This is a genomic window from Oceanispirochaeta crateris (assembly GCF_008329965.1).
In the GTDB taxonomy this organism is placed as follows: Bacteria; Spirochaetota; Spirochaetia; order DSM-2461; family DSM-2461; genus Oceanispirochaeta; species Oceanispirochaeta crateris.
On the sequence record NZ_CP036150.1, the window covers coordinates 833,037 to 854,201 of the forward strand.

Here is a 21,165-nt window from a genome sequence, read left to right on the forward strand (position 1 = left end):
TCCGCTATTGAAGAGATTCGAAGAGGGTAAGGGTTAGAGATTTTTCACTCAAACTATCCTGGCCGATTTCCCAGACAAAGAATCCGCCGAGACCAAGCTCCTTTCCCAGCTCAGTTTTTTTGCTTACAGTATCCGCTCCATTAAAATAGTATCCCTGAGCTTCATCTTCATGAGCTAATAGAGAATTCTGTCTGACAATCTCCTTGTAGGATTGGGATTTTTTCCAATAGTCGGGAGAGTAACCGTCAAAAATTCTCCCATAATAGGGAATCCCCATCCATAGTTTCTCAGGAGGGATGTCATACCGAGCGATCATGTATTCAAGGGCTTCTCTGGTACTTTCCAAGGTTGAATGGCGGCCATAAAAATCATAGGTCATTAAATGGATCTTATCGGGCAGCTGATAGGCCTCATCGGGGAGTGAACGGAATCTGCTGACGGCTATGGAAAGCGATTTCTGCTTCGTTTCAGATAAATCTCTTAAATCAGTTAAGAAATCCATATAGAATTCTTTTTCCTGATCATTTCCAGGAAACTCCCAATCCAGATCTATGCCCTGCAGTTGGTATTCGTCCAATAAATTTGAGAGTTCCCTCAGAAAGAGATCCTTCTTGGTTTCATCCCTCAGCATAGGAATAAAATCACTGGAAGACCCGCTAATACAGAGATTCAGATTTGCATTCTTTAAAGTTGAAAAACGCTTCAAATAGGTTAATTGATCAACCATATCAACCGGGATAAAGGGATCTCCATTGGGGGGAATCTGAAGAGAAAAGAAGTAGACCTCATCAAAATGATTTAAAATGAATTCCCCTCTGCTGAAATTATAATTGGCCGGAAGTGTCTGGGATTTACTGAAATCTATTCCCCTGGCAAAAGGATGCATTCGATACCAGGCGGTTCTGCCGGAAAAATCCTGAGGGAATAATTGCTTCATTCTATAGGAAGGAAGATAGGTTTCCAGTTTTACAGATGATTGGCCTTGTACAGACGGAATCAGTAAAATTTGGGAAATGAGAAAAAAAATGGGTATAATAGGTTTGAAAAAATTCATGAACACTCCCGGATCTGTTGGAAGAAGTATTATAGCCGTCCCGTATTTTATGGTAAAGTCATTCTCTCCTGATTTACAAAACAGATGCTTTTTCTCATAATTGATTTAGAAATAAGCAATTTAAGAACAAAATTCCATAGGAGATCATTTTGAATATACAGATCATTGGTAAAAAGAAATGCCAGGATACCAGAAAAGCCGAGCGTTTTTTCAAAGAGAGAGGTCATAAATATTTTACACTTGATTTGAATGAGAAAGCACTAAGCCCGGGAGAGTTGAGAAACATTCTAGCAAAGGTTTCCTCCGATGATCTGGTCGATAAAGACTCAAAATTGTATAAACAAAAATTTTCCTTTATGGATTTTGATCCGGAGGAAGAACTCTTGGCCCATCCCGACTTGATCAAAACACCAATCATACGTTGCGATGGTAAGGTTTGTGTCGGATATAAACCGGAGACATGGAAGACCTGGATTGAAGGCTGATTCCACACGCTTTGCAATTTTAGGGAGTGGTTCGGCAGCCAATGGCTATGTTTTTGAGTCGGGCAACTTTTCTTTTATCATTGATAATGGATATTCTTTATCGGAATTCCGGCGTCGGATGAAACAGCTTGACTTCAGCGAATCCAAACTGACTTTTATTTTTCTTACACATCATCACAGTGATCATTTTAAGGGGGTAGAGCCTCTTTCTTCCGCACTGGGTATTCCCGTGGTAACCCATAAAGACATGCCTCTGGAAAAATACTGCAAAAAAGAAGGACTTCATCGACTCGATATAATTCCCGGCAAAGAATATAGCTTTGATTCTCTGCAATTTCGCTGTTTTGAAACTTCCCATGATGCAGCTTCTTCCGTAGGTTATCATTTTACATTGAACAATCTGAGCTTTACAATTATAACCGATACGGGGATTGTCAGTGACGAAATGATGTTTCTTGCAGCCAAATCGGATTACCTGTTTCTGGAATCTAACTATTCTCCAGAACTTCTCCATAACGGTCCTTATCCTGATTTCTTGAAACGCAGAATCCTCTCAGACAAGGGACATCTTTCCAATCTTGATGCTGCTGTTTGCATGAGCCGTCTGTCAGAAATGGAGAATCTTAGGCTTAAAAAGATATTTCTCTGTCATTTATCCGAAAAAAATAATAATGTGGAAAAAGTAAAAGAAGAAGTCTCGCGGATTTACGAAGGGGCAATTCCCTATGCTATCTGCCCCAGGAATGACTGTCTCAGTCAGAAAACACTCATTCGCTCAGACTGATTTAAATATCAATGGAGGTAATAGGGATGACAACCGGCAGTTGGTTCTGGAATGCAGTTTGGGAATTTCTCCCTGAAATCAATGATTTTGATAAAGGAATAAGCGGGAAAGACCTCCCGGTTCGAGTGGTTTCTCAGTTAAGAGATTTTATGAGTATCCTTTCTGAAAAAGATCCTCCCGTATTAGAAAATCCCTCTTTCCTGGCTCAGGCAGCTAGTCTTATCAGTCAGGAATGGATGACTCCCGAGGCTGCAAACTTCAGAAAGAAGGCTTCATCCCTCGTTGCTGATGGCCTCTGGTCTACCTCTGATCTTCTGGATTTGTTCTTTCCGGAATACTCCTTCGGTGGGAATTCTGCAGATGAGCAGGAATCATATATCAGAAACAAGAGAACAATCCAGGTCAAAAGCCTGAATCCCAACCCTGTGATTGATCCATCTAAAGAAATGGTTTTTACCTCCAATGTGCTAATGACTCTCCCACCCGAGGAATACAAGAATCGCTTGACTCCTGAGATGCTGGAAAAAGTCACATTGATTGAACAGGAACAGCAGAAATACTGGTTTGATCATCCCATTTTCATGGGAGTTGACAAGGATTCCAATGAAATGATTTACGGGCTTAAGGGCCTGGCCGAAGCCTTCGCTTTTGAAAAAACTGAAGGGATTGTCCCTGCACAAAGCCGTATGACGGTTCTTCTCTCCCTGTCTGTCACGCATGACGGCCTTAAATCCATTGCACCCGAGTATCTTGCCTCGGAACTTGCTGGATGCGAAGGTCTGGAAGATCTGGATGTATTCTTATTTACAGAAGAGGATACACAGCTTCTCTCTTCTTCACTATTTAAAATACTGGGGAGGGAAGATGAGGATAATCCCATTGCCAGGGTTTTTGGCGTAGATGGCCGATATGGCCGGCATTACAGTTTTCTAAAAGCCGTTGTTCCCCTATGGTCCCTTGTGATGGATTCTAATGTGAAGGGAACCTTTAAGATCGATCTGGATCAGGTATTTCCCCAGGCAAAGCTAAAAAATGAAACCGGAAAGACAGCTTTTCAACACTTTCAAACACCCCTGTGGGGAGCTTTGGGGCAGGACGGCCGCGGTAAGAAAGTGGAACTGGGAATGATTGCCGGAGCCCTTGTAAATGAAAAAGATATTTCCCAATCAATTTATACACCGGATGTTCCGCTTCCACCCGTGGATATGGAGCTCCAGGGTGAAAACCGCATCTTCTTTAAACAACATCCCATGGCGGTTTCGACTCTGGCGGAAATGATGACATGTTATGGAAAGGAGGGGCAGCCCGATGGAAAAACCAGCTGTTTAAGCCGGGTTCATGTGACAGGCGGAACAAATGGAATCCTCTGTTCATCCCTTCGCAGGATAAAGCCTTTTACACCGGGTTTTATTGGAAGAGCCGAAGATCAAGCATACATTCTGTCTGTCCTGAACGGACAAACAGAGCCTGGGCTGCGCTATGTTCATGAACCGGGTTTGATCATGAGGCATGATAAGGATGCTTTTGCTGCCGATTCAATTGCCGCCGCAAAGCTTGGAACATGGGTTGCTGACTTACTGCGGATTTTGTATTTTAGTTATTACGCTTCTTTTCTTCCCGGTGGAGTAGAACGCATCAAAGAGGAATTGGATCCTTTCACAGGTTGTTTTATAAGTTCTACCCCTTATATCAAGGTTTTCTTGCGACTCGTCTTAAAAATCCTTGAATCACCCAAGGATAGTGAAGCTCTTTTGAATTTAGCCGAAATTCAGCTCAAACCATTTTTGTCGGGAGAAGAAAATATGCTTACCGTAAGGGAACAATGGATAAGCGAACGGTATGCCTGGGATCTGTACTATGAGGCTCTGGACAAACTGGAAGAGGGAATCAAAATGAATGATTCTAAAACAAAAAAAGAAGTCTCTATTATGAAATCGCGCCTTGAGGATTGCCGTATTAGTTGATCAGATCTTTCAGGCTGGCAAACCAGGATTCAGGGTCGGCAGGTATGTCAGAATCTAGGATTCCGCCTGCCATTTGCTTATGTCCACCTCCACGCCCCTTACCAGCAGTGAATGCTTTCATAATAACAGAGGCGTCCTTATCATCCCAATTGTTGCGAAAGGAGAGGGAGATCTGATCGTTATTGCAAGCAAAAAGACAGACAAAATGGATTTCCTGCAGGGAGAGGATGAAATCACCCAGAATCCCCATCAGATTCTTCGGACAGCCATCGGGTAAGTAACAGAAGGCCATGCCCTTGGATACAACCAGATTGGTCAGGAGTTTTCGGTAATAATCCAGATCTGTCAGTTGTATATTATTTCTGAGGATGTTGTTCACAAGGCCCTTGTCAGAGTAGGGAAAGAGGTATGTGAGGGCTGCCAGATCCATTTCTGTCATACCCCGGGTAAAGAGATCTGTATCCCTTGCCAGACCTATATAGAGAGCCGAAGCCACGGCAGCGGTGGGAATGACTTCCTGCTCCTGATAGTATTCGCATATCATGGTAGAACAGGAGCCGTATTCCGGTCTTATATCAATCATTTTCACATCATCCGTTGTGAGGCTCTTATGATGGTCTATGACGGCAATTTCTTTGCCGATCAGATCTTCCACATTGGCGTTTCCTTTACAGCCATCTACAATGATGATCCTATCCGAATTTGTCAGTTCATAATGTTTCCAGTGGTGGATCGGGATGTTGAGGTGGGCAATCATCTGGATGAGAGCATGCCTTTGAAGTTCACCATCGTAGATGATTCCTGCATTGATGCCTTTTGCATTCAGGAGCTCTTTCAAGCCAAAGGCGGCTGCAACTGCATCCGGATCTGGAAAATTATGAGTTTGAATAAAGATTCTTCCCTCTTTATCCTTGAGGCTGTGAATCAGAATATCCGAAAAGATAAGCAACTCCTGATAGTACAATTATCCTGCTTGGTTTATGATCATACAGGATACAATTTGACTATAGAATAATACAGGAGTACCACCCATGTCCATTCAATGGTTTCCAGGACATATGACCAGAACAAAAAAATTAATTCTTGAGAATCTCAAGAAAGTAGATATGGTCATTGAAATTCTGGATGCACGAGCTCCATTAGCCAGCAGAAACCCCCTTCTGGAAGAACTCACAAAGGGGAAACCCAGACTCATTTTGCTCAATAAATCAGATCTTGCAGATCCCATTATGACTCAAAAATGGATAAGAACTTTGACCGAGGGAAACAGTATCAAGGCTGTTGCTGTCAACTCAAGGAATATCAGATCTCTAAAAGCCGTGCCTAAAGAGTGTAAAATTCTCTGCCGGGATAAGAAGTGGGTAAATCGGCGCCCAGTAAGAACTATGATCGTAGGAATCCCCAATGTAGGGAAGTCTACGGTGATTAATACTCTGTCGGGGAAGAAGAAAGCCGCAGCTGCCAATCAACCCGGGGTGACAAAGGATATGCAGCATGTACCCGTTTCTCGGGAACTTCAGATCCTGGATACTCCCGGTATCCTCTGGCATAAGTTTGATGATCAATTGGTAGGGCTGAAACTAGGAGCCCTTGGTTCCATTAAGGATGCGGTTCTTTTGCTTGACCAGATAGCCCTGGGAACTCTACTTTTTCTTAGAAATAGTTACCCTGAGCGCTTGGTAAAACGGTATAAACTGACCTCTCCCGAAGAGAACCAACCCGATGGGATTCAAATAGACACACAGGAACCTCATGATCTCCTGGAAATGATTGGCAAAAATAGGGGATTGATTCTTCCTGGTGGGGAGGTGGATCTGGAAAGAACATCCCGCATGTTTCTCAAGGAATTACGGGATGGTATCATTGGCCCTATCAGTCTTGAAAATCCATCAGATCCGGATTTTGGATGGAATTTTATTCAGGAAGAGCAATGATTTTCCACTGCCCCTTTTCCTGTCTCACCATAAATACAAGGTTCTGACCTTTCATGAAATCAACTTGACCCGGTAGCACTTCTGTACCGAGAAAAAGATAGCAGCTGCTATCGGGAGACCAGCGTCGTCCCTCTTCAAACCACTGGGGAAACAACTCAGAATATTCATCGTAACCGTAGATATGGTATCTGTAGCTTCTCTTATAGTCTGCCAGGGAGTAGGCGCTCAAATCGCTTGCTGGCGGGGCAATCCTATAACGGCTCTGACTAAACCCGGTTTCAAGATCCTTTAAATTTTCAGAGAGGGATTTGTAGAATCCGGGGAGATTGCCGTCAATGTTGTGCTGCACAAAATCCAGAGAAAATTTTACGGCATTTTCTTTGGTTTCCATTGAGTCTGGAGATCTGTAATTATCCCTGGGGATCGTGAGTTCTGAAGGTGTGGAAAAAGCCATTTGGAGCTGAGGTTTCTCACTTTGAAGGTCCTCCAAATCCATTGGAAAATCCCAGGCTTCTAGTTCTATCTTATATATCTTTCCCGGTGCGGAGCTGCGGGGTGGGGCAATTAGTCTCACAGAGAGAACTCCATTATTGTCCAGAATCATGCCGTCATCCTCTAAGGGAATAAACCAGTTACTGTTTTTCTCCTGCCATCGGGAAGCCTTTTCAGTCCAGGGGAGGGTAAAGACAGTTCCCGGGTTATCAACAGACCTGAGCTTCACCTGGAGTGTGCTCTGTCCATTTTGGCCGGATTCATCGATGTAGGTCGTTTTCACCCTCCATTTTCTGATAGTTCCTGCTGTTGGAGGGAGGATGCTATTGAAATCTTCTTTATAGACCTTCCTCACTTCCATCCAGCCGCCATCGCTGTTTACCAAAAAAGGTTGGTAGCTATGACTGTCATAGAGAGTCAGTGTTCCCGTAAGGGATCCTTCCTCCTGGGCAAAGAGCAGAAAGGGGAGTAATGCCAAGGCAAAAAGCAATATATTTTTTTTCATCAAAAACCTCCTGAGGTTGAAGACTCAACAATTTTCAATTCTTCTTATTAGATAATCGGAACCTTTAAGGCCCTTATCAAGTGTTTGGTATAAAATTATTGGATTAAAAAAACCGGCAAGAATTTCCTGCCGGTTGTTGATCTCTTTAGATGTGAAGTTTTACCAGGAGGTTTCTTCTTTACCACGGGCAATCAGAAGTTTTCCCGTTCTGACGACCTCAAGAACTCCAAATTTATCAAGCATTTTGCTGACTGCATCGATCTTTGAAGATTTCCCGGTGACCTGAAAGGTCATTGTTGTATCACTGATATCTACATTCCGGCATTTGAATGCACCGGTGATCTGCAGAATCTCGGTTCTGGATTCATTGTTGCACCTGACTTTAATCAGAGCCAGTTCCTTTTGAATCACATCTTCATCAGAATACTCTCTGGCATGAATCACGTCCACAAGGCGGTTGAGCTGTTCCAGCATCAAATGAAGAGTCTGGGAGTCACCGGTGGCTTCAATATTGATTCTGGAATAGCGATCATCCTGAGCTGGTGAACCCACAAAGCTCTCAATGTTATAGCCTCTTCTGGCAAATACCAGGGCAATCCTGATTGTCACACCTGGTTTATTCTCTACATAAAGGCTGATGTTGTGTCTTTTTTGTGTTTCATTCATCAGGTACCTCCCTTAGGTTTTTCCAGTTTTTTTCTTGGCATACTGAGGAGCATTTTGTCTAAACTGGCACCAGAGGGTACCATGGGGAATACATTATCATATTTTTCTACTTCCGCATCAATGATGCAGGGACCATCATTATACGCCAGTGCGGCACCCAGTACCTTGCGCACATCGGCACTTCTTTTTACTCTGAATCCCTTGCAACCATAGGCTCCTGCCAGTTTCACAAAGTCGGGGTTCCCTTCAAGGTCTACACCGGAAAGCCTGTTGTCATAAAACATATGCTGCCACTGACGAACCATCCCCAGATAGTTATTGTTAATGAGGAGAATTTTGATTGGAAGCTTTTCATTGACGGCTGTTGATAATTCCGGAAGAGTCATTTGAAATCCACCGTCCCCCACGACAGCTACAACGATTTTACCGGGATTGGCCATTTGAGCGCCAATGGCCGCTGGGAATCCAAACCCCATGGTTCCGGCTCCGCCGGAAGATAGGAAATGGCGGGTATGTTCTGTCTTGAAAAATTGTGCAGCCCACATCTGATGTTGTCCCACATCTGTGGTAACAATGGCATTACCTTCTGTCAGCCTGGACATCTCTTCAATTACATGCTGAGCTCTCAGTTTTCCTTCTTTCTTATACTTTAAAGGATATTCCCGTTTTAAACGGCGAATTTGTTTTACCCACCGTTGTGTGTTGCCCTTTTCCAGAAATCCGTACAGTGAGTTTAAAACCGATTTAGCATCACCAATGATGGAACAGTCTACCTGGACGGTCTTATTGATTTCCACTGGATCGATATCAATATGAATTTTCTTTGCCTGAGGTTGGAAGTCGCTGGGAGAACCGGCTATCCGGTCATCCCATCTGGCTCCTATGGAAACAATCAAATCACAGTCACAAAGGGCCATGTTGGCATAGGCCGTACCGTGCATTCCAGGCATACCCAGATTCAAATCATGACTCTCGGGAAAGCATCCCTTTCCAAGGAGGGTGTTGATCACAGGAATCTGCATCTTTTCAACTATGGCCTTGATTTCCTGTGTAGCACCGGAGATAACCGCCCCATGACCAACCATGAGAATCGGCTTTTCCGCTGATGAAATCATTGAGGCTGCTTCTTTTATAGATTCAAGACTACCTTCTTTTCTGATTGAATATCCCGGAAGGGTGAATTCACCAGAGGTATCTACATCTATGAGTGCGCTTGTGACGTCTTTAGGCAGGTCTACTATGACCGGTCCGGGGCGTCCTGTATTGGCTATATGGAAGGCCTGATTGATAACAGAGGGTAATTCTTTGGGGTCCTTAACCAGGAAAGAGTGCTTGACTATGGGATAGGAATACCTGAGACATCGGCCTCCTGAAATGTATCCAATCCAAGGTTACTCGTTAGCTGCTGTCCACACAGAACGACCATGGGTACCGAATCCATCATGGCTGTCATAACTCCGGTCAGTGTGTTTGTAGCCCCAGGTCCGGATGTTACAAGAACCACACCCGGTTTTCCCGAAGATCGGGCATACCCATCAGCCATATGTGTGGCTCCCTGTTCATGTCTTGTTAGTACCAGTTTCATATCGGACTGTGCCAAAGCATCAAATATAGGGATTGCATTCCCTCCGGGGAGACCGAACATACATTCTACTCCCTGGTTTTTTAAAATATCTATTAACTTGGCGGCGGCAGTACATTGCTTTTTGTTCATGGTGCCTCCTGAATAAATTGAACAATTTCATAATAGATTATTATATTTGAGAGGTCAATATATGTTAAACTCCATTTTTTGTTAATAATTGTGTTAATTTTGACTCTATATTTTATTGAGTATGCTTGTTTTCGATATTTATTGTGTATTTAACCGATTGGTAATGAGAGTATGCCTATCAGATTTATTCATATTTTGAGAATCTGTCAGTGATTGAACCGTTTTATCAAACAAACCATTATTCAGTTTGATTTTCAGTATTCTTCTAAGGGATTCATCGAGTCTTTCTTGTGTGTATAGGCCATCTGAAAGGGCTTTTAGCAATGTTTGTTGTGCCTCGGGGATATTCTCAGGCATTAAAATCATGTCTGATCCTGCTAAAAAGGCTTTCAAGGCTGCTTCTCCCGGTGCAAAACTGTTTTTTATGGCTCCCATGTCCATGGCGTCGGTGATGATCAGTCCTTCATATCTAAATTCTTCTCTGAGTATGACCGTTTGGATTTGCCTTGAAAGAGATGCCGGTTCATTCGTGCCAGTCAAAGCTGGTGCTGCCATATGACCCATCATTATGAAATCAGTACCAGCCTCAATGCCTTTTATAAAAGGAATAAAATCTATGTTATAAAAATCCTCTCTGGAACTAAGGGAAGCCACGGCGCCGTTGTGACTGTCTCCGCCTACATTACCGTGTCCCGGAAAATGTTTGAGAACCGGAGATATTCCAGCCTTCTTATATCCTCTTACGGCCGCAGCAGTCATGGACCCTGCCGTTTCAGGATCGGAGCTGAAAGATCTGCTACCAATGGGATTCATCGGGTCTGCATCGGCCACATCGGCAACGGGTGCCATATTCATATTAAATCCCAGTTCTTTCATATCCAAGCCAAGATATTCAGCTGCGACTTCAGCCAAATCCGTATTCAGCGTATCACCAATTTCGCCGGCAGGGGGGAGATAGAGGACATTCATATAAGCGGATTTGCCCAGACGGCTCACTTTTCCGCCCTCTTCATCGGTTGTGATAAAAAGTGGATAGGGACTAATGGATTGAAGTTGGCTGATCAATTCTTTGGTTTGTTCCGGATTCTTAAAGTTGAGAGAAAAAAGGATAATGCCACCAGGTTTATATTTTGACATGAAAGTTTTGATGGTTTCATCAACTTTTAATGCGGGCTTCCCGTAGTCTGTATGTCTTATTGCCAGTATAAACAACTGTCCGATTTTCTCGGAATCCGTCATTGAGAGTAAATAGGAATCAATGAGTGAGTCTTTTGCGGACTGGGATAAGGCGCTGTAAAGACCTATTTTTTTTAAATAGGCATCGTTGAAGTCTTCTTTCGTATTTTGAGACTGACTTTGACTATTTAATTGCCTGTCGGGAGTAGATAAAAGAGCTTTTTCGTCCATGATTTGATTCGTCCGGCAGGAGATCATGAATAAAACTGAAAAAGTTATAATTGAAAAAATCCGTTTCAATGAAAACCTCGTCCATGCCTTGCATTTTTTGATAATTTAGATCATTTTTAATTTTACCACCATAGAAACAAGAAAAAAACAATACTTTTCCCTACTGAGAAGAGTCTGAAAATATGGAGATTCAGATATGGAAAAACTAAATAATGCTAATATACGGTCCATCGTGCCTCTCATTACACCAGATGACCTAAAAGAAGAATATCCTATTAGTGAGGCTCTTACAAAGCAAATTCTTACCCATCGCAATGAGGTTCGCAATATCCTGGAAAAAAAAGATGATAGGATGCTGGCCATTGTCGGGCCGTGTTCCATCCATGATACGGTTGCTGCCCTGGATTATGCTCAAAGACTTGCGGAATTGAGAGAGCGGTACAAAGACCGGCTATGCATTATCATGCGGGTCTATTTTGAAAAACCCCGAACGGCTCTTGGATGGAGAGGGTTGATACTCGATCCGGATATGGATGACAGCTATAAGCTGGAAAAGGGGCTTAGACAAGCGAGAAAGCTTCTCCTAGAAATTAACAATCTTGGATTGCCAACGGGGTCTGAGATCCTCGACCCCATTGTACCCCAGTATATATCCGATCTGATTTCGTGGGCTGCCATAGGTGCCAGAACAACCGAATCCCAAACACACCGGGAACTAACCAGTGGGTTATCCATGCCCGTCGGTTTTAAAAACGGAACAGATGGCAGCATGGACGTTGCCATCAACGGGATTCATTCAGCACATCATCCTCATAGTTTTATCGGCATTGACGGGAAAGGGCAGACATGTGTTCTGAGTACAGAAGGAAATAAGACAGGTCATCCTATTCTCCGGGGGGGCAAACGGGGACCTAATTACTATGAAGAGATCATCGAAGATACGGAGGAGCTATTAATCAAGGAAGGTCTGCTTCCGGTTGTGATGATTGACTGCAGTCATGAGAATTCGGGTAAAAAATATTTCCGCCAGGAAAGGGTCATGAACTCCATCATGGATCAGAGAAGCAAGGGCCGGGATTCAATCGTCGGTTTTATGCTGGAAAGTAACATTCATGAAGGAAAACAATGCATTCCCGAAGACAAGAGTCAATTATCCTATGGTGTTTCTATAACCGATGCCTGCATCTCTTTTGAAACAACTGCCAAGATTCTGGATTCTGCCTATAAGGTTCTAGACAAATAAGCTGTGAAAATCCAAAAGGAGAGCTTTCTCTTTTTGGATTTTGTTGTATTAATTTTATATTTTAACAAGAAATATTTGAATTTCAGTACTTTTCTTCTTGATGGAATTTGAAAAAAAAATATATCCTTCTTTCCGCAATAACCAAGGAACAGGGGATCATGAGTATTTTTGAAAGAGATGCAAAAGCTATAACAATCACAAATCGAATTTGTCATTTAGCTCTAGAGTTTCTGCATGATCGCAGCAACTGTCTCATCCGTAAAGATGATCAAACTCTCATAAACGGCGAGTCCTGCACATATTCCCTTTCTCTTTCCCATATCAATGACAATACTCTCATCCTGGATGAACAGGTGCTGGCCATCAAGTGCAATAGGATGACTCACCGTCATTGGCTGTTTCATCACAGGGAAGCCTGGAAACTCAAGGATGCTGGAAAGAACGGTGCCGCCCTGGATAAGGAGCTGGTGACCATAGAACTTTTGGATTTGATGGAGCGTCTTGAAGGCATCCGGGACAAAAAAACATCCCGTTTTGATGTTCCTGTTTCACCCAGGGGGTCACACGTCCATGATGCAGCGGGTCTGTTAAAGAGCAAATCTGCCAGGGTTTTTACACTCGCAGCAGCAGGACTGGTCATGGCCGTACTCTTTTTATCTCTGTTTATATCAACAATGCAGTATGGGCGAATGTTGAAAACAGTTTTGACCCTCAATGATGTCATCACAACCACTTCTCAGTCCAATAATGAGACCATCGATGTACTTAGTACCGAAATGAACCGTATCAATGAGGAGCTTTATAGTCTCAAGGATGTGGTGTTTCAAGAAAAAGAGGCCTTTGAATTCAATAAAAAGCAGACTTCAATGAACCTGCGTTGGCTGGCTTCCCGATTTCCAAGATCCAGCAGTTCCAGAGCTAAAGCCTATGAGTACCTGGCTGATAGGATCGAAGAATCCGAGACCTATGGTGAAATGGTTTTTCAGATGTCGAGGCTCCCTGAAAATAACGATCAGGCCGAAACTTTGATGGCCACTGATAGAAGCAATCGACTCTCTATGGACCACTATTCCTCCGTATTTCCCGGTCTAATTCTACCTGTGAATACGGGATTTCCGGATAATGATGACAGTGATTTTATGATTTCTAGTGGATTTATAGAACGACGTTTGTCTCCTCTCGGATCCGGGGGTGTTAAGCCTCATTTAGCCGTGGACATCATCAATCTGGATAACATCATAAAAGTCTCTGAAGGCAATGATATTATCAGAGACGCCAGCCAGCCTGGTTATGCTCAGGCTGTGTATCCTGGAATTATGCAGGAAAAAGGGTTTGACTGGGTCTATGGCTGGCACGCTGAGGTCCGGCATGAACTGATGCCTGAAGTTCAAAAACTTTTTCCTCAAGCTCAGTTCTGGACCAGTTATTATGCTCATATGGAGGATGAAAGTCATTTGTCTGAGGGAGCATCCCTTGATGCGGGTGATTTTATTGGTAAAATCGGCAATACCGGCAAGTCTACCGGACCCCATCTTCACTTTGAGTTGAGAGTCTACCATCCTGGTGGACAGGAAAGCAATTCCTATGGAACATTTGACCGTATCAATCCCTATAAAAGAGTCCGTCGGAGTCAGCAGGAATAGAAATGTTCCGGAGAAGAGCCGATCATAGTGGTATTTCTAATTTCATTTTTTCGAAGATTAAAAAGACAGCCGGGCAGATTTTTGTATTTTCAAGCATCTGACGCGTATATTTTTTAAAAGAGATGCTGTTTGTGTGTGGGAAATCCCGGCAGGCACCCGGTCTATCTGAATAGAAAAGGCAGAGATTGTCTTCCTGTATGAAGGGGCAGGGCATGGTCTGGAACACATAGTCTCCCTCTTCATCTATTTTTAGATAACTTTCAGTAAAACTGCCGGGTTTCATTTTAAGGCCTCGGGACAACCTTGTGATGTCTCTCTCCCTTAGCAGGGGTCCGGTGCTCCTGCAGCAATTACTACATTTCAGACAGTCAATTTCATCAAACACTTCCACATGAAAACGGCGGAGGAGGGTATCTACCTTTCCCTGTTTCACTTTTTTGAGTTTCTTGAAATATACCTTATTTTCCCTGTATTTCTGCGAGGCTTTGTTCAGTATGTCTTTGTAGGCACGGCAGGTTTTATCAATGTCCTGGTCCATATACTTCTTCTGGATTAAAGAGTGCTTTATCCGTTTCTACCAGTATCCCATCTTCCCAACGCCTGTAGTAACAACTCTTGTGCCCGGTGTGACAGGCTGCACCGCCAATCTGTTCTACAACAAATAATACAGAGTCATTGTCACAATCAATGCGAACTTCTTTTAGAATCTGATAGTTCCCGGAGGATTCGCCTTTCCGCCAGAGTTTCTGTCTGCTACGTGAGAAGTAGACTCCTCTGGAGGTCCGAATAGATTCTTCCCAGGCTTCTTTATTCAGGTAGGCCTGCATTAGGATTTCTTTGCTTTCAAAATCCTGTACTATCACAGGGATCAGACCTTTTGTTTTTTCAAAATCCAGAGGGCATTCACTCATATTATTATCCTTACTTATCATTTCTTTTCTTCAGGCCGCCACAAATTGTCTTCTAAGACAAGAGCATATACGGTTGATAGAAGATTTTTCAATCCTCCATTGAGTTTTTGAGCAGTAGCAAGCAATGCTTCTTGATCATCAGGAAATCCGGGGGCATTGAGTTTGAGTCCGGATGTCATCATGTTTTCAAGAAGAATTTTAGCAGCCAGAAACCTCTGATACTTGTCTACGGCAAAAATTATTGGGTCTTTAATCATCCCCATGACTTCCCATGTGACCTGTTCTGCCTGGGAGTATAAGCCTATATCCTTGTTTTGATCACTAAAGCGTAAAGGAAGTCCTTCTATGATGGCATCAATATTTTTTAGAAGCCACTCGAGGTTAAACAATCCTGTTCCGCAATTGAACAATATTTTTTTCCCTGAAGATTCAAGGGCTGCGGCCTCTTCATGACTGATTCCCACTCCAAGATCAACGCAATTCAGTCTGCCTTTGCCGGCATCTACGAGGATTCCACCTTTGATATCTACAGCAGTCTTATAAGATTCATCAAATCCTGCAGGGGCGTCTTTGATTGCGAGAATGGCCAATTCAAGGGGGTCTAGTGTATAGCCCAGGTTATCAATGTTCCCCAGTGAGATGAATCGGATACCCTTGTCATAGAGGTGCTGCCAGGTTTTCTTGAGAACCCGGAAACACTGGCCATGACCTCCCGGAAGGCAAATGAATGGGAAATCCTTGTTTGAAGAACGAAATATCTCCTTTGGATCACCTTGAGAACTGTGACTGTACGCTGTTATGAGGGGCTGTTTGGCAGAGTAAGCATCGTAAGGCGGTATGTCCAGGGATTTCGCCAGACTCTTAAGCCAGGGACTTTGTTTGTAAGTCTTCAGAGCTCCCTGTACTTCACTGTCATTTGAAACACTTGTCATCTGAAAGAAGGGTATGCCTTTTAGCTCATCTTTGCCGGTCAGACCTTTGTAGGATTTGTTTAAAAGCAGGAGTGATCGGAGCTTTAGTTCCATATAGGAGGGCCCTGGAAGGCCGACGGGCTGAAGGAAGCCAGGAGTGACACCCTTTGGTCTTCCCTTGGATTGAGCGGCTAATTTTGTAAATTCATCTTCATAAAGATCAAATAGTTTTGGACTAAAACCACTATTCTTTTTTATATCTCCATAGGATGTGGCAGAACCGCCGTTTAAAAATCCATAGGCGAAGACAGGAAGGAGGGCTGTTCCTGCCTTTATCAATTCAGAACGAGAGATCCTTCCTTCCTCTGGATTTAGATATGATGCCGCATCGGGATAAGATTTGGTAAATTTCCTGAGTTCTTCCTCACTAAAGTGAAAAGATTTGGCACCGCTGAGGTCCAAGATTCTCTTTCCATCAATCTCTGGAACTCCCTCGGGGATTACCTTTTCCGACCTTCCAGTCTGTCCTTTATTGTATCCGTCTAGTATGGATAATGATAATTCAACATCCACACCATGGTTCAGGAGTTGTGTGGTCTCTTCAAGGGTCAGTAAGGGATCGCTCATGATTGAAATCTCCTTGGATGATTCATCAGACTTCTTCTTTTTCAATAACGTCTTTAAGGGATTGATACCAGAGTCCCGGACCGGTGTATTGGGGGCGTAGTGGCATGTTCTCTAGGATACCCTCCAGGGTTTCCTGTCTTCCTGGGTAAAGCAATTTCCATTGAGCACGAGCCTCTTCGCTTGCAATCATTCTATAGGCCTGATTGATTTTGTCGTCCTTGTGTCTACTCCCGGATAAATGTTGCCAGGCCTTCTCAATCTCTGTGTTATCCGCATCGCGGGAAAGCCCCAGGACTTTCCAGGGGTCCATGGTACTATTTAAATAATCAAATGTGTTCATGTTTTTTCCTCTTAAATTGCAAACAATTCCAATTGAATTGCACTCTTCACGGAATCCCTTGTTTTTCTTGGATGCAGGGGAGCTGAATTCTTTCCAGCTAACAGAAATATATCCTGAAATGGATCATTGCTCAAAACAGATGTACCCTGAATTTCCGGATATATATGGTAGAGGTTTACAGATAGCTCGGAAATAAGGCTTGTCAGGAGCATGATGTATTCATCGGTTAGCTCAAATTCAAGTTTAACCGATTCGGCCGTATCACTGATGATATTTAGATAGGCCTTTACAAAACTTATCTTGGTATTTCTTTGTTCAAGATAGGCTATCAGGGAATGAAGCCAGTAAACAAGGCTTCTATCAGGATCAAAGCTCAATGATGTGAGTGCAGCCAGTCTGTACCCTTCCTGATCCCCAAACAGCTTTTTAACCTTAGTAAGGGCCTTATCTGAAAGCATTTCGCTTTCCTGAAGATGCTCCAAACACCAGATCATAATCTTCAGCGCCGTTTCGCTATCCTCACGGCTGATAATTTTTATAACCATTTCAGCCGTATCGAGAAGAACATCTTCGATCTCAGAAGAATCTTTGATCAGGTTAAGAGAATCACTAAGTTCGCGATTGTTCTCAAGAATAGCAGCTGCCAATTTGCTCCACTCATCGGGTATTGTCCGCTTCTTCATAATATTAAGAAAGAGTGGTTTAAAGGCGGAAGGAGCAGATTCTGCTTCAATGGATTTTACTAAATCCAGGCAAAGGTCTTCTTCGTTTCTATAGAAAGCATCCACGGCTAATATAAAAGTCTTCCAGGGAGCCAGCAATGAAGTGGGAGGAATCAATGAAAGATCATTCAGTAACTCATCATTGTGCATACCATTCGTAAGAGCTTCAAAAGCATCTGATAAAATTATTGCTTCTTTTTTCAGCGGATTGTCCGGAGGGAGAAAGTCGCATTTTGTCAGAATGACAGGGGAATATATATTCTTCTTTAAAAACTGAGACAATTCCTCTTTTTCGGGATTATCCGAAGACATCAAAAAGTATTTGTTTAGAGTTTTTTTAATTATTCGGGACATGGTTCACTCACTTAATCCAGGTTATTTCCATTCCTGTATGAAAGGGAATGCCACAAAAATAAAGGGCAGGCATATCTGTGTCAAGGACAATCATCCTTGAGTTTGTATGAGGGCCTTGATTTTTTGAATTTCAGAATTATTCAAAACAGAAACAATCTTCATTTCTCCTCCCTCACTCGTTTTAATAGAAGGCTGATCCTTAAGAATATTTCTATTCTTATCCAGCAGAATCTTCACTGTGGGGTAGCGGAAATCTTTATCGTTCGTTTCTGTGACAATGCCTGTATACCCATTTACAAGGGTTATATAGCTTCCTAGAGGGTAGATGGACAGAATTCCTAAGAGAGCCTTCATGACTTCTTCATCGTAATGAGAGCGCATTTCCCTCAACATTCCGGTCAGACTGGTATGGGCATCTCTTCCAGATCTAAATGGCCTGTTGGAGATCTGGGCATCATAAGAGCAGGCTACGGCAATGATTTTACCAAATTGAGAAATACGGGCTGTTGAGAGTCCCTGTGGATATCCGGAGCCGTCATTCCTTTCATGGTGTTCAAGTATTCCCAGGAGAATATCTCTGGGGAGAGAAAATTCTCTTAATGCTCTGAATCCCAGCAGGGTATGGGCTTTAATGACTTTTTGTTCATCCGCGGAAAGAGCCCCTTTCTTGTCGTATATCTTATTGGGAATCTGAAGCATTCCCACTTCGTGGAGAAGTGACGCGATACCAAGTTCAATTAGTTTATGATTGGGCATTTTCAGCCTGTCTCCGATGGACAGAGCTAAAATGGTTGTTTTGACAGAGTGGCTGATCATGTATTCACTCCCTTCGGGAGGAACAATCTCCTGAAAACGAAGGACATATTTATCATCTTCTCTGATCATTGTGATCGCTTTTTTAATTTCTTCTGTCATGGCATTGAGATTCAGGATGCTGTCTTCTTTGAATCTCGTGTGAATTTTTTCTGTAAAATGAAACATCTGCATAAAGAAGTTTCTGGCCCTGTTGAGGCCTTCTTTTTCTTTAATGTTCTGATCTAGTGTGGCTGTCTGAATATTGGAAGAAGGGCCGCTTTGTGTGGGTGTCTCTCTACCAATGGGAGAACCTTCGCTGAAGAGAGTTGTAAAACCCCATGTATTCAGATTCTTTATAAGCATTTCGGAGACGGGAGTTTCCGGAGTCAAAAGGACATAACCCTTGTCCAGGTAAACAGGTGACTCAAAATACATACCTGGTTTGAGACTCTTAATTTCTATATTATTCACCTTTTGCTCATTTTCCAACTTAGTTGACCCCATTATGTATATAATTTACACTATTTTTTATTATAGGAGCAACATTGATGAAATTTAAAACCATTTTTTTCCTGTTTAACGGAATCATCCTGTTTTCCTTTCTTTTCATAGCTTTAATGCCCTTATTTGTTCTCGGTGCCGAATATACACGCATATTCTGGGGAGAAAATTGGTTCCTTGCTCTTTTGTTTTTAATCTTTATATCGGTACTTGATGCCTATTTCATGATCAACTGGAAAATGTTTTCACTCTTGGAAAAAGAAGATTGGCCGGGATTGACCTCTTATCTTGAGACAGAAATATATGAGAAAAAGCGACTCAGCTCCCGAAATATCAGAATGATGGTCAATACATCCCTCACAATTTCTAATCTGGATAAAATTATTCGTCTTGAAAAAGAGGTTAGTGAGAAGAAACCGAGTTTACTGAGCCGCTATGGTGCCATGCTTGGGATTCCTTATTTGCTGAACCAGAACAAGGAGGAGGGGAAAATATATTTCAAGGACTGTATTGCCCAGAGTTCCGCCAAAGATTTGCCATGGCTGGAGTGGTGTTATTCTTTTCTTCTTCTGGCAGATCAGAAACTGGATGAAGCAAAAACATATCTGTCTTCCCTTTCTGCTCAGACAAAGGACTCCATACTAAGACTCCTTTCTCTTTATCTTTTATCCACAATATCAGGCAAAGCTCAAGATGAAGCTCTGGTTCAGAATAAAAGATCCTTCATAGAACAATATCCCGATAGGCAGAGCCTTGAGAAAGATGTATTAAAAAGTAAAAATAAAAATATTGTGGTTCTACTTCTCTCCAGCGTACTGGACGACAGTCAGAACTGGTTGTACGATACAGTTTCTGAAAATAATGTAGAGGAAATAAACAATGGTCATTAGGAAATCTAAGAAGTTGGATAATGTCTGTTACGATATTCGTGGACCCGTTTTAAAAGAGGCCATGAGGCTGGAAGAAGAGGGCTATAGAATCCTTAAACTGAATACAGGAAATCCGGGAGTTTTTGGTTTTGATGCTCCTGATGAGATCCGCCATGATATCATATTAAATCTTCTGGACGCTCAGGGATATTCCGATTCCAAGGGTGTTTTTTCCGCTAGAAAAGCGGTCATGCATGAATGTCAGCGTTTAGGAATCCAGGGAGTTGACACAGACGATATATATCTGGGTAATGGTGTCAGCGAACTCATCTCCATAGCCATGCAGGGGCTTCTTAATAATGGAGACGAAATCCTGATACCTATGCCTGACTATCCCTTGTGGACTGCCTCTTCAGTATTGGCCGGTGGTAAAGCTGTTCATTATTTCTGTGATGAAGAGTCTGACTGGTATCCCGATCTGGATGATATTAAGAGTAAAATAAATGAGAATACAAAAGGCATTGTTGTTATAAATCCTAACAATCCCACAGGGAGTGTTTATCCCAAAGAAATCCTTGAATCTATCATTGAGTTAGCCAGAGAGCATAATCTCATTATTTTTTCGGATGAAATCTATGATAAAATTCTCTATGATGACGCCATTCACATACCCATGGGCTCCCTGGCCGATGATGTACTGATTGTCACCTTTAATGGACTGAGTAAGTCATACCGGGCTGCCGGGTTTAGAGCCGGATGGATGATTCTAAGCGGAAATAAGAAGATGGCATCCGATTACATAGAAGGTTTGGATATTCTTTCCAATATGAGGTTGTGCAGTAATGTTCCGGCACAACTGGGAATTCAGACCGCTCTGGGAGGCTATCAAAGTATCAAGGACTTGGTTGCTCCGGGAGGTCGTCTCAGGAGTCAGCGAGATTTTTTCTATGAAAAACTCGTTTCAATTCCCGGAATTAGCTGTGTGAAGCCTAAGGGTGCCTTGTATATGTTTCCAAAAGTCGATGTTAAGAAATTCAACATCAGTAATGACCAGAAGTTGATCTATGACATCTTGACCGAAACAAGGACACTCCTTGTTCAGGGAACCGGTTTTAATTGGAAGGAACCGGATCATTTTAGAATGGTTTTTCTTCCGGAACTGGAGGCCTTGTCCCTTGTGGCAACCAGACTGGAATCCTTTTTTGAAACTTATGTACAGCGAGTGAATTAATTTTTTAATCTTG

The 21,165-nt window shown here is 42.7% G+C and carries 21 protein-coding genes; 8 read left to right on the forward strand and 13 right to left on the reverse strand.

Annotation, left to right across the window (positions count from 1 at the left end):
- Positions 1 to 4: 4 nt before the first annotated feature.
- Positions 5 to 1,054, reverse strand: coding sequence for a glycoside hydrolase family 18 protein (locus tag EXM22_RS03745; RefSeq protein WP_149485225.1), 1,050 nt, complete (start codon positions 1,052 to 1,054; stop codon positions 5 to 7).
- Between the two features lie 149 nt (positions 1,055 to 1,203).
- Here EXM22_RS03745 and EXM22_RS03750 point away from each other — a divergent pair, with 149 nt between their 5' ends.
- Genes EXM22_RS03750 through EXM22_RS03760 form a run of 3 tightly spaced genes read left to right on the forward strand, consistent with a single transcriptional unit; the run spans position 1,204 to position 4,287 of the window.
- Positions 1,204 to 1,539, forward strand: coding sequence for an arsenate reductase family protein (locus EXM22_RS03750; RefSeq protein WP_149485226.1), 336 nt, complete (start codon positions 1,204 to 1,206; stop codon positions 1,537 to 1,539).
- Positions 1,529 to 2,323, forward strand: coding sequence for an MBL fold metallo-hydrolase (locus EXM22_RS03755; RefSeq protein WP_168203328.1), 795 nt, complete (start codon positions 1,529 to 1,531; stop codon positions 2,321 to 2,323). Before EXM22_RS03750 ends, EXM22_RS03755 begins: the two co-directional genes overlap by 11 nt.
- Positions 2,324 to 2,349: 26 nt before the next feature.
- Positions 2,350 to 4,287, forward strand: coding sequence for a hypothetical protein (locus EXM22_RS03760; protein ID WP_149485228.1), 1,938 nt, complete (start codon positions 2,350 to 2,352; stop codon positions 4,285 to 4,287).
- On the opposite strand, the gene EXM22_RS03765 is transcribed toward EXM22_RS03760, so the two are convergent.
- Positions 4,280 to 5,251 carry a DHH family phosphoesterase gene (locus EXM22_RS03765; protein ID WP_149485229.1) on the reverse strand — a complete coding sequence of 324 codons (972 nt, stop codon included), beginning with the start codon at positions 5,249 to 5,251 and terminating at the stop codon, positions 4,280 to 4,282. The two genes, EXM22_RS03760 and EXM22_RS03765, sit on opposite strands and share 8 nt — an antisense overlap.
- Before the next feature lie 67 nt (positions 5,252 to 5,318).
- Between EXM22_RS03765 and ylqF the strand changes: the two genes are divergently transcribed.
- The gene (gene ylqF, locus EXM22_RS03770; RefSeq protein ID WP_149485230.1) at positions 5,319 to 6,221 is read left to right on the forward strand and encodes a ribosome biogenesis GTPase YlqF; all 903 of its coding nucleotides are present in this window, start codon (positions 5,319 to 5,321) and stop codon (positions 6,219 to 6,221) included.
- On the opposite strand, the gene EXM22_RS03775 is transcribed toward ylqF, so the two are convergent.
- The 5 genes from EXM22_RS03775 to EXM22_RS03790 form a co-directional block, all read right to left on the reverse strand.
- Entirely contained in the window at positions 6,202 to 7,218 is a 1,017-nt protein-coding gene (locus EXM22_RS03775; RefSeq protein ID WP_149485231.1) for a hypothetical protein, read from the reverse strand. The two genes, ylqF and EXM22_RS03775, sit on opposite strands and share 20 nt — an antisense overlap.
- Positions 7,219 to 7,377: 159 nt before the next feature.
- Entirely contained in the window at positions 7,378 to 7,884 is a 507-nt protein-coding gene (gene ilvN / locus EXM22_RS03780) for an acetolactate synthase small subunit (protein WP_149485232.1), read from the reverse strand.
- The gene (gene ilvB / locus EXM22_RS03785) at positions 7,884 to 9,269 is read right to left on the reverse strand and encodes a biosynthetic-type acetolactate synthase large subunit (RefSeq protein ID WP_342780283.1); all 1,386 of its coding nucleotides are present in this window, start codon (positions 9,267 to 9,269) and stop codon (positions 7,884 to 7,886) included. Before ilvB ends, ilvN begins: the two co-directional genes overlap by 1 nt.
- Positions 9,221 to 9,598, reverse strand: coding sequence for a thiamine pyrophosphate-binding protein (locus EXM22_RS18475; protein ID WP_281289927.1), 378 nt, complete (start codon positions 9,596 to 9,598; stop codon positions 9,221 to 9,223). Before EXM22_RS18475 ends, ilvB begins: the two co-directional genes overlap by 49 nt.
- Positions 9,599 to 9,736: 138 nt before the next feature.
- Positions 9,737 to 11,074, reverse strand: coding sequence for a glycoside hydrolase family 3 protein (locus EXM22_RS03790; RefSeq protein WP_149485233.1), 1,338 nt, complete (start codon positions 11,072 to 11,074; stop codon positions 9,737 to 9,739).
- 127 nt (positions 11,075 to 11,201) lie between these two features.
- Here EXM22_RS03790 and EXM22_RS03795 point away from each other — a divergent pair, with 127 nt between their 5' ends.
- Entirely contained in the window at positions 11,202 to 12,248 is a 1,047-nt protein-coding gene (locus tag EXM22_RS03795) for a 3-deoxy-7-phosphoheptulonate synthase (RefSeq protein ID WP_149485234.1), read from the forward strand.
- 158 nt (positions 12,249 to 12,406) lie between these two features.
- Positions 12,407 to 13,891 (forward strand): M23 family metallopeptidase, encoded by a 1,485-nt coding sequence (locus EXM22_RS03800; protein WP_210411547.1) that lies wholly within the window; start codon positions 12,407 to 12,409, stop codon positions 13,889 to 13,891.
- Positions 13,892 to 13,913: 22 nt separating this feature from the next.
- On the opposite strand, the gene EXM22_RS03805 is transcribed toward EXM22_RS03800, so the two are convergent.
- The 6 genes from EXM22_RS03805 to EXM22_RS03830 form a co-directional block, all read right to left on the reverse strand.
- Positions 13,914 to 14,429: a YkgJ family cysteine cluster protein gene (locus EXM22_RS03805; protein WP_149485235.1), complete on the reverse strand. Its 516-nt coding sequence runs from the start codon at positions 14,427 to 14,429 to the stop codon at positions 13,914 to 13,916.
- The gene (gene hisI / locus EXM22_RS03810) at positions 14,413 to 14,802 is read right to left on the reverse strand and encodes a phosphoribosyl-AMP cyclohydrolase (protein ID WP_149485236.1); all 390 of its coding nucleotides are present in this window, start codon (positions 14,800 to 14,802) and stop codon (positions 14,413 to 14,415) included. Before hisI ends, EXM22_RS03805 begins: the two co-directional genes overlap by 17 nt.
- A gap of 17 nt (positions 14,803 to 14,819) precedes the next feature.
- Positions 14,820 to 16,340 carry a UTP--glucose-1-phosphate uridylyltransferase gene (locus tag EXM22_RS03815; protein WP_149485237.1) on the reverse strand — a complete coding sequence of 507 codons (1,521 nt, stop codon included), beginning with the start codon at positions 16,338 to 16,340 and terminating at the stop codon, positions 14,820 to 14,822.
- A gap of 25 nt (positions 16,341 to 16,365) precedes the next feature.
- Positions 16,366 to 16,680: a hypothetical protein gene (locus tag EXM22_RS03820; RefSeq protein ID WP_149485238.1), complete on the reverse strand. Its 315-nt coding sequence runs from the start codon at positions 16,678 to 16,680 to the stop codon at positions 16,366 to 16,368.
- An 11-nt stretch (positions 16,681 to 16,691) separates the two neighbouring features.
- Positions 16,692 to 17,756: a hypothetical protein gene (locus tag EXM22_RS03825; protein ID WP_149485239.1), complete on the reverse strand. Its 1,065-nt coding sequence runs from the start codon at positions 17,754 to 17,756 to the stop codon at positions 16,692 to 16,694.
- A 90-nt stretch (positions 17,757 to 17,846) separates the two neighbouring features.
- Positions 17,847 to 19,022: an HD-GYP domain-containing protein gene (locus tag EXM22_RS03830; RefSeq protein ID WP_168203329.1), complete on the reverse strand. Its 1,176-nt coding sequence runs from the start codon at positions 19,020 to 19,022 to the stop codon at positions 17,847 to 17,849.
- A 77-nt stretch (positions 19,023 to 19,099) separates the two neighbouring features.
- On the opposite strand from EXM22_RS03830, the gene EXM22_RS03835 reads away from it, so the two are divergent.
- A complete protein-coding gene (locus tag EXM22_RS03835) occupies positions 19,100 to 19,942 on the forward strand; it encodes a hypothetical protein (RefSeq protein ID WP_149485241.1) in 843 nt (280 codons plus the stop codon).
- A complete protein-coding gene (locus EXM22_RS03840; RefSeq protein WP_149485242.1) occupies positions 19,932 to 21,152 on the forward strand; it encodes a pyridoxal phosphate-dependent aminotransferase in 1,221 nt (406 codons plus the stop codon). Before EXM22_RS03835 ends, EXM22_RS03840 begins: the two co-directional genes overlap by 11 nt.
- Positions 21,153 to 21,165 lie beyond the last annotated feature (13 nt).

Excerpts from the sequence above, each read along its gene's own strand:
- EXM22_RS03745 (WP_149485225.1), bottom strand. The coding sequence starts at position 1,054 with ATGAATTTTTTCAAACCTATTATACCCATTTTTTTTCTCATTTCCCAA.
- EXM22_RS03760 (WP_149485228.1), top strand. The coding sequence starts at position 2,350 with ATGACAACCGGCAGTTGGTTCTGGAATGCAGTTTGGGAATTTCTCCCT.
- ylqF (WP_149485230.1), top strand. The coding sequence starts at position 5,319 with ATGTCCATTCAATGGTTTCCAGGACATATGACCAGAACAAAAAAATTA.
- EXM22_RS03775 (WP_149485231.1), bottom strand. The coding sequence starts at position 7,218 with ATGAAAAAAAATATATTGCTTTTTGCCTTGGCATTACTCCCCTTTCTG.
- ilvN (WP_149485232.1), bottom strand. The coding sequence starts at position 7,884 with ATGAATGAAACACAAAAAAGACACAACATCAGCCTTTATGTAGAGAAT.
- EXM22_RS18475 (WP_281289927.1), bottom strand. The coding sequence starts at position 9,598 with ATGAACAAAAAGCAATGTACTGCCGCCGCCAAGTTAATAGATATTTTA.
- EXM22_RS03795 (WP_149485234.1), top strand. The coding sequence starts at position 11,202 with ATGGAAAAACTAAATAATGCTAATATACGGTCCATCGTGCCTCTCATT.
- EXM22_RS03800 (WP_210411547.1), top strand. The coding sequence starts at position 12,407 with ATGAGTATTTTTGAAAGAGATGCAAAAGCTATAACAATCACAAATCGA.
- EXM22_RS03805 (WP_149485235.1), bottom strand. The coding sequence starts at position 14,429 with ATGGACCAGGACATTGATAAAACCTGCCGTGCCTACAAAGACATACTG.
- hisI (WP_149485236.1), bottom strand. The coding sequence starts at position 14,802 with ATGAGTGAATGCCCTCTGGATTTTGAAAAAACAAAAGGTCTGATCCCT.
- EXM22_RS03815 (WP_149485237.1), bottom strand. The coding sequence starts at position 16,340 with ATGAGCGATCCCTTACTGACCCTTGAAGAGACCACACAACTCCTGAAC.
- EXM22_RS03820 (WP_149485238.1), bottom strand. The coding sequence starts at position 16,680 with ATGAACACATTTGATTATTTAAATAGTACCATGGACCCCTGGAAAGTC.
- EXM22_RS03825 (WP_149485239.1), bottom strand. The coding sequence starts at position 17,756 with ATGTCCCGAATAATTAAAAAAACTCTAAACAAATACTTTTTGATGTCT.
- EXM22_RS03835 (WP_149485241.1), top strand. The coding sequence starts at position 19,100 with ATGAAATTTAAAACCATTTTTTTCCTGTTTAACGGAATCATCCTGTTT.
- EXM22_RS03840 (WP_149485242.1), top strand. The coding sequence starts at position 19,932 with ATGGTCATTAGGAAATCTAAGAAGTTGGATAATGTCTGTTACGATATT.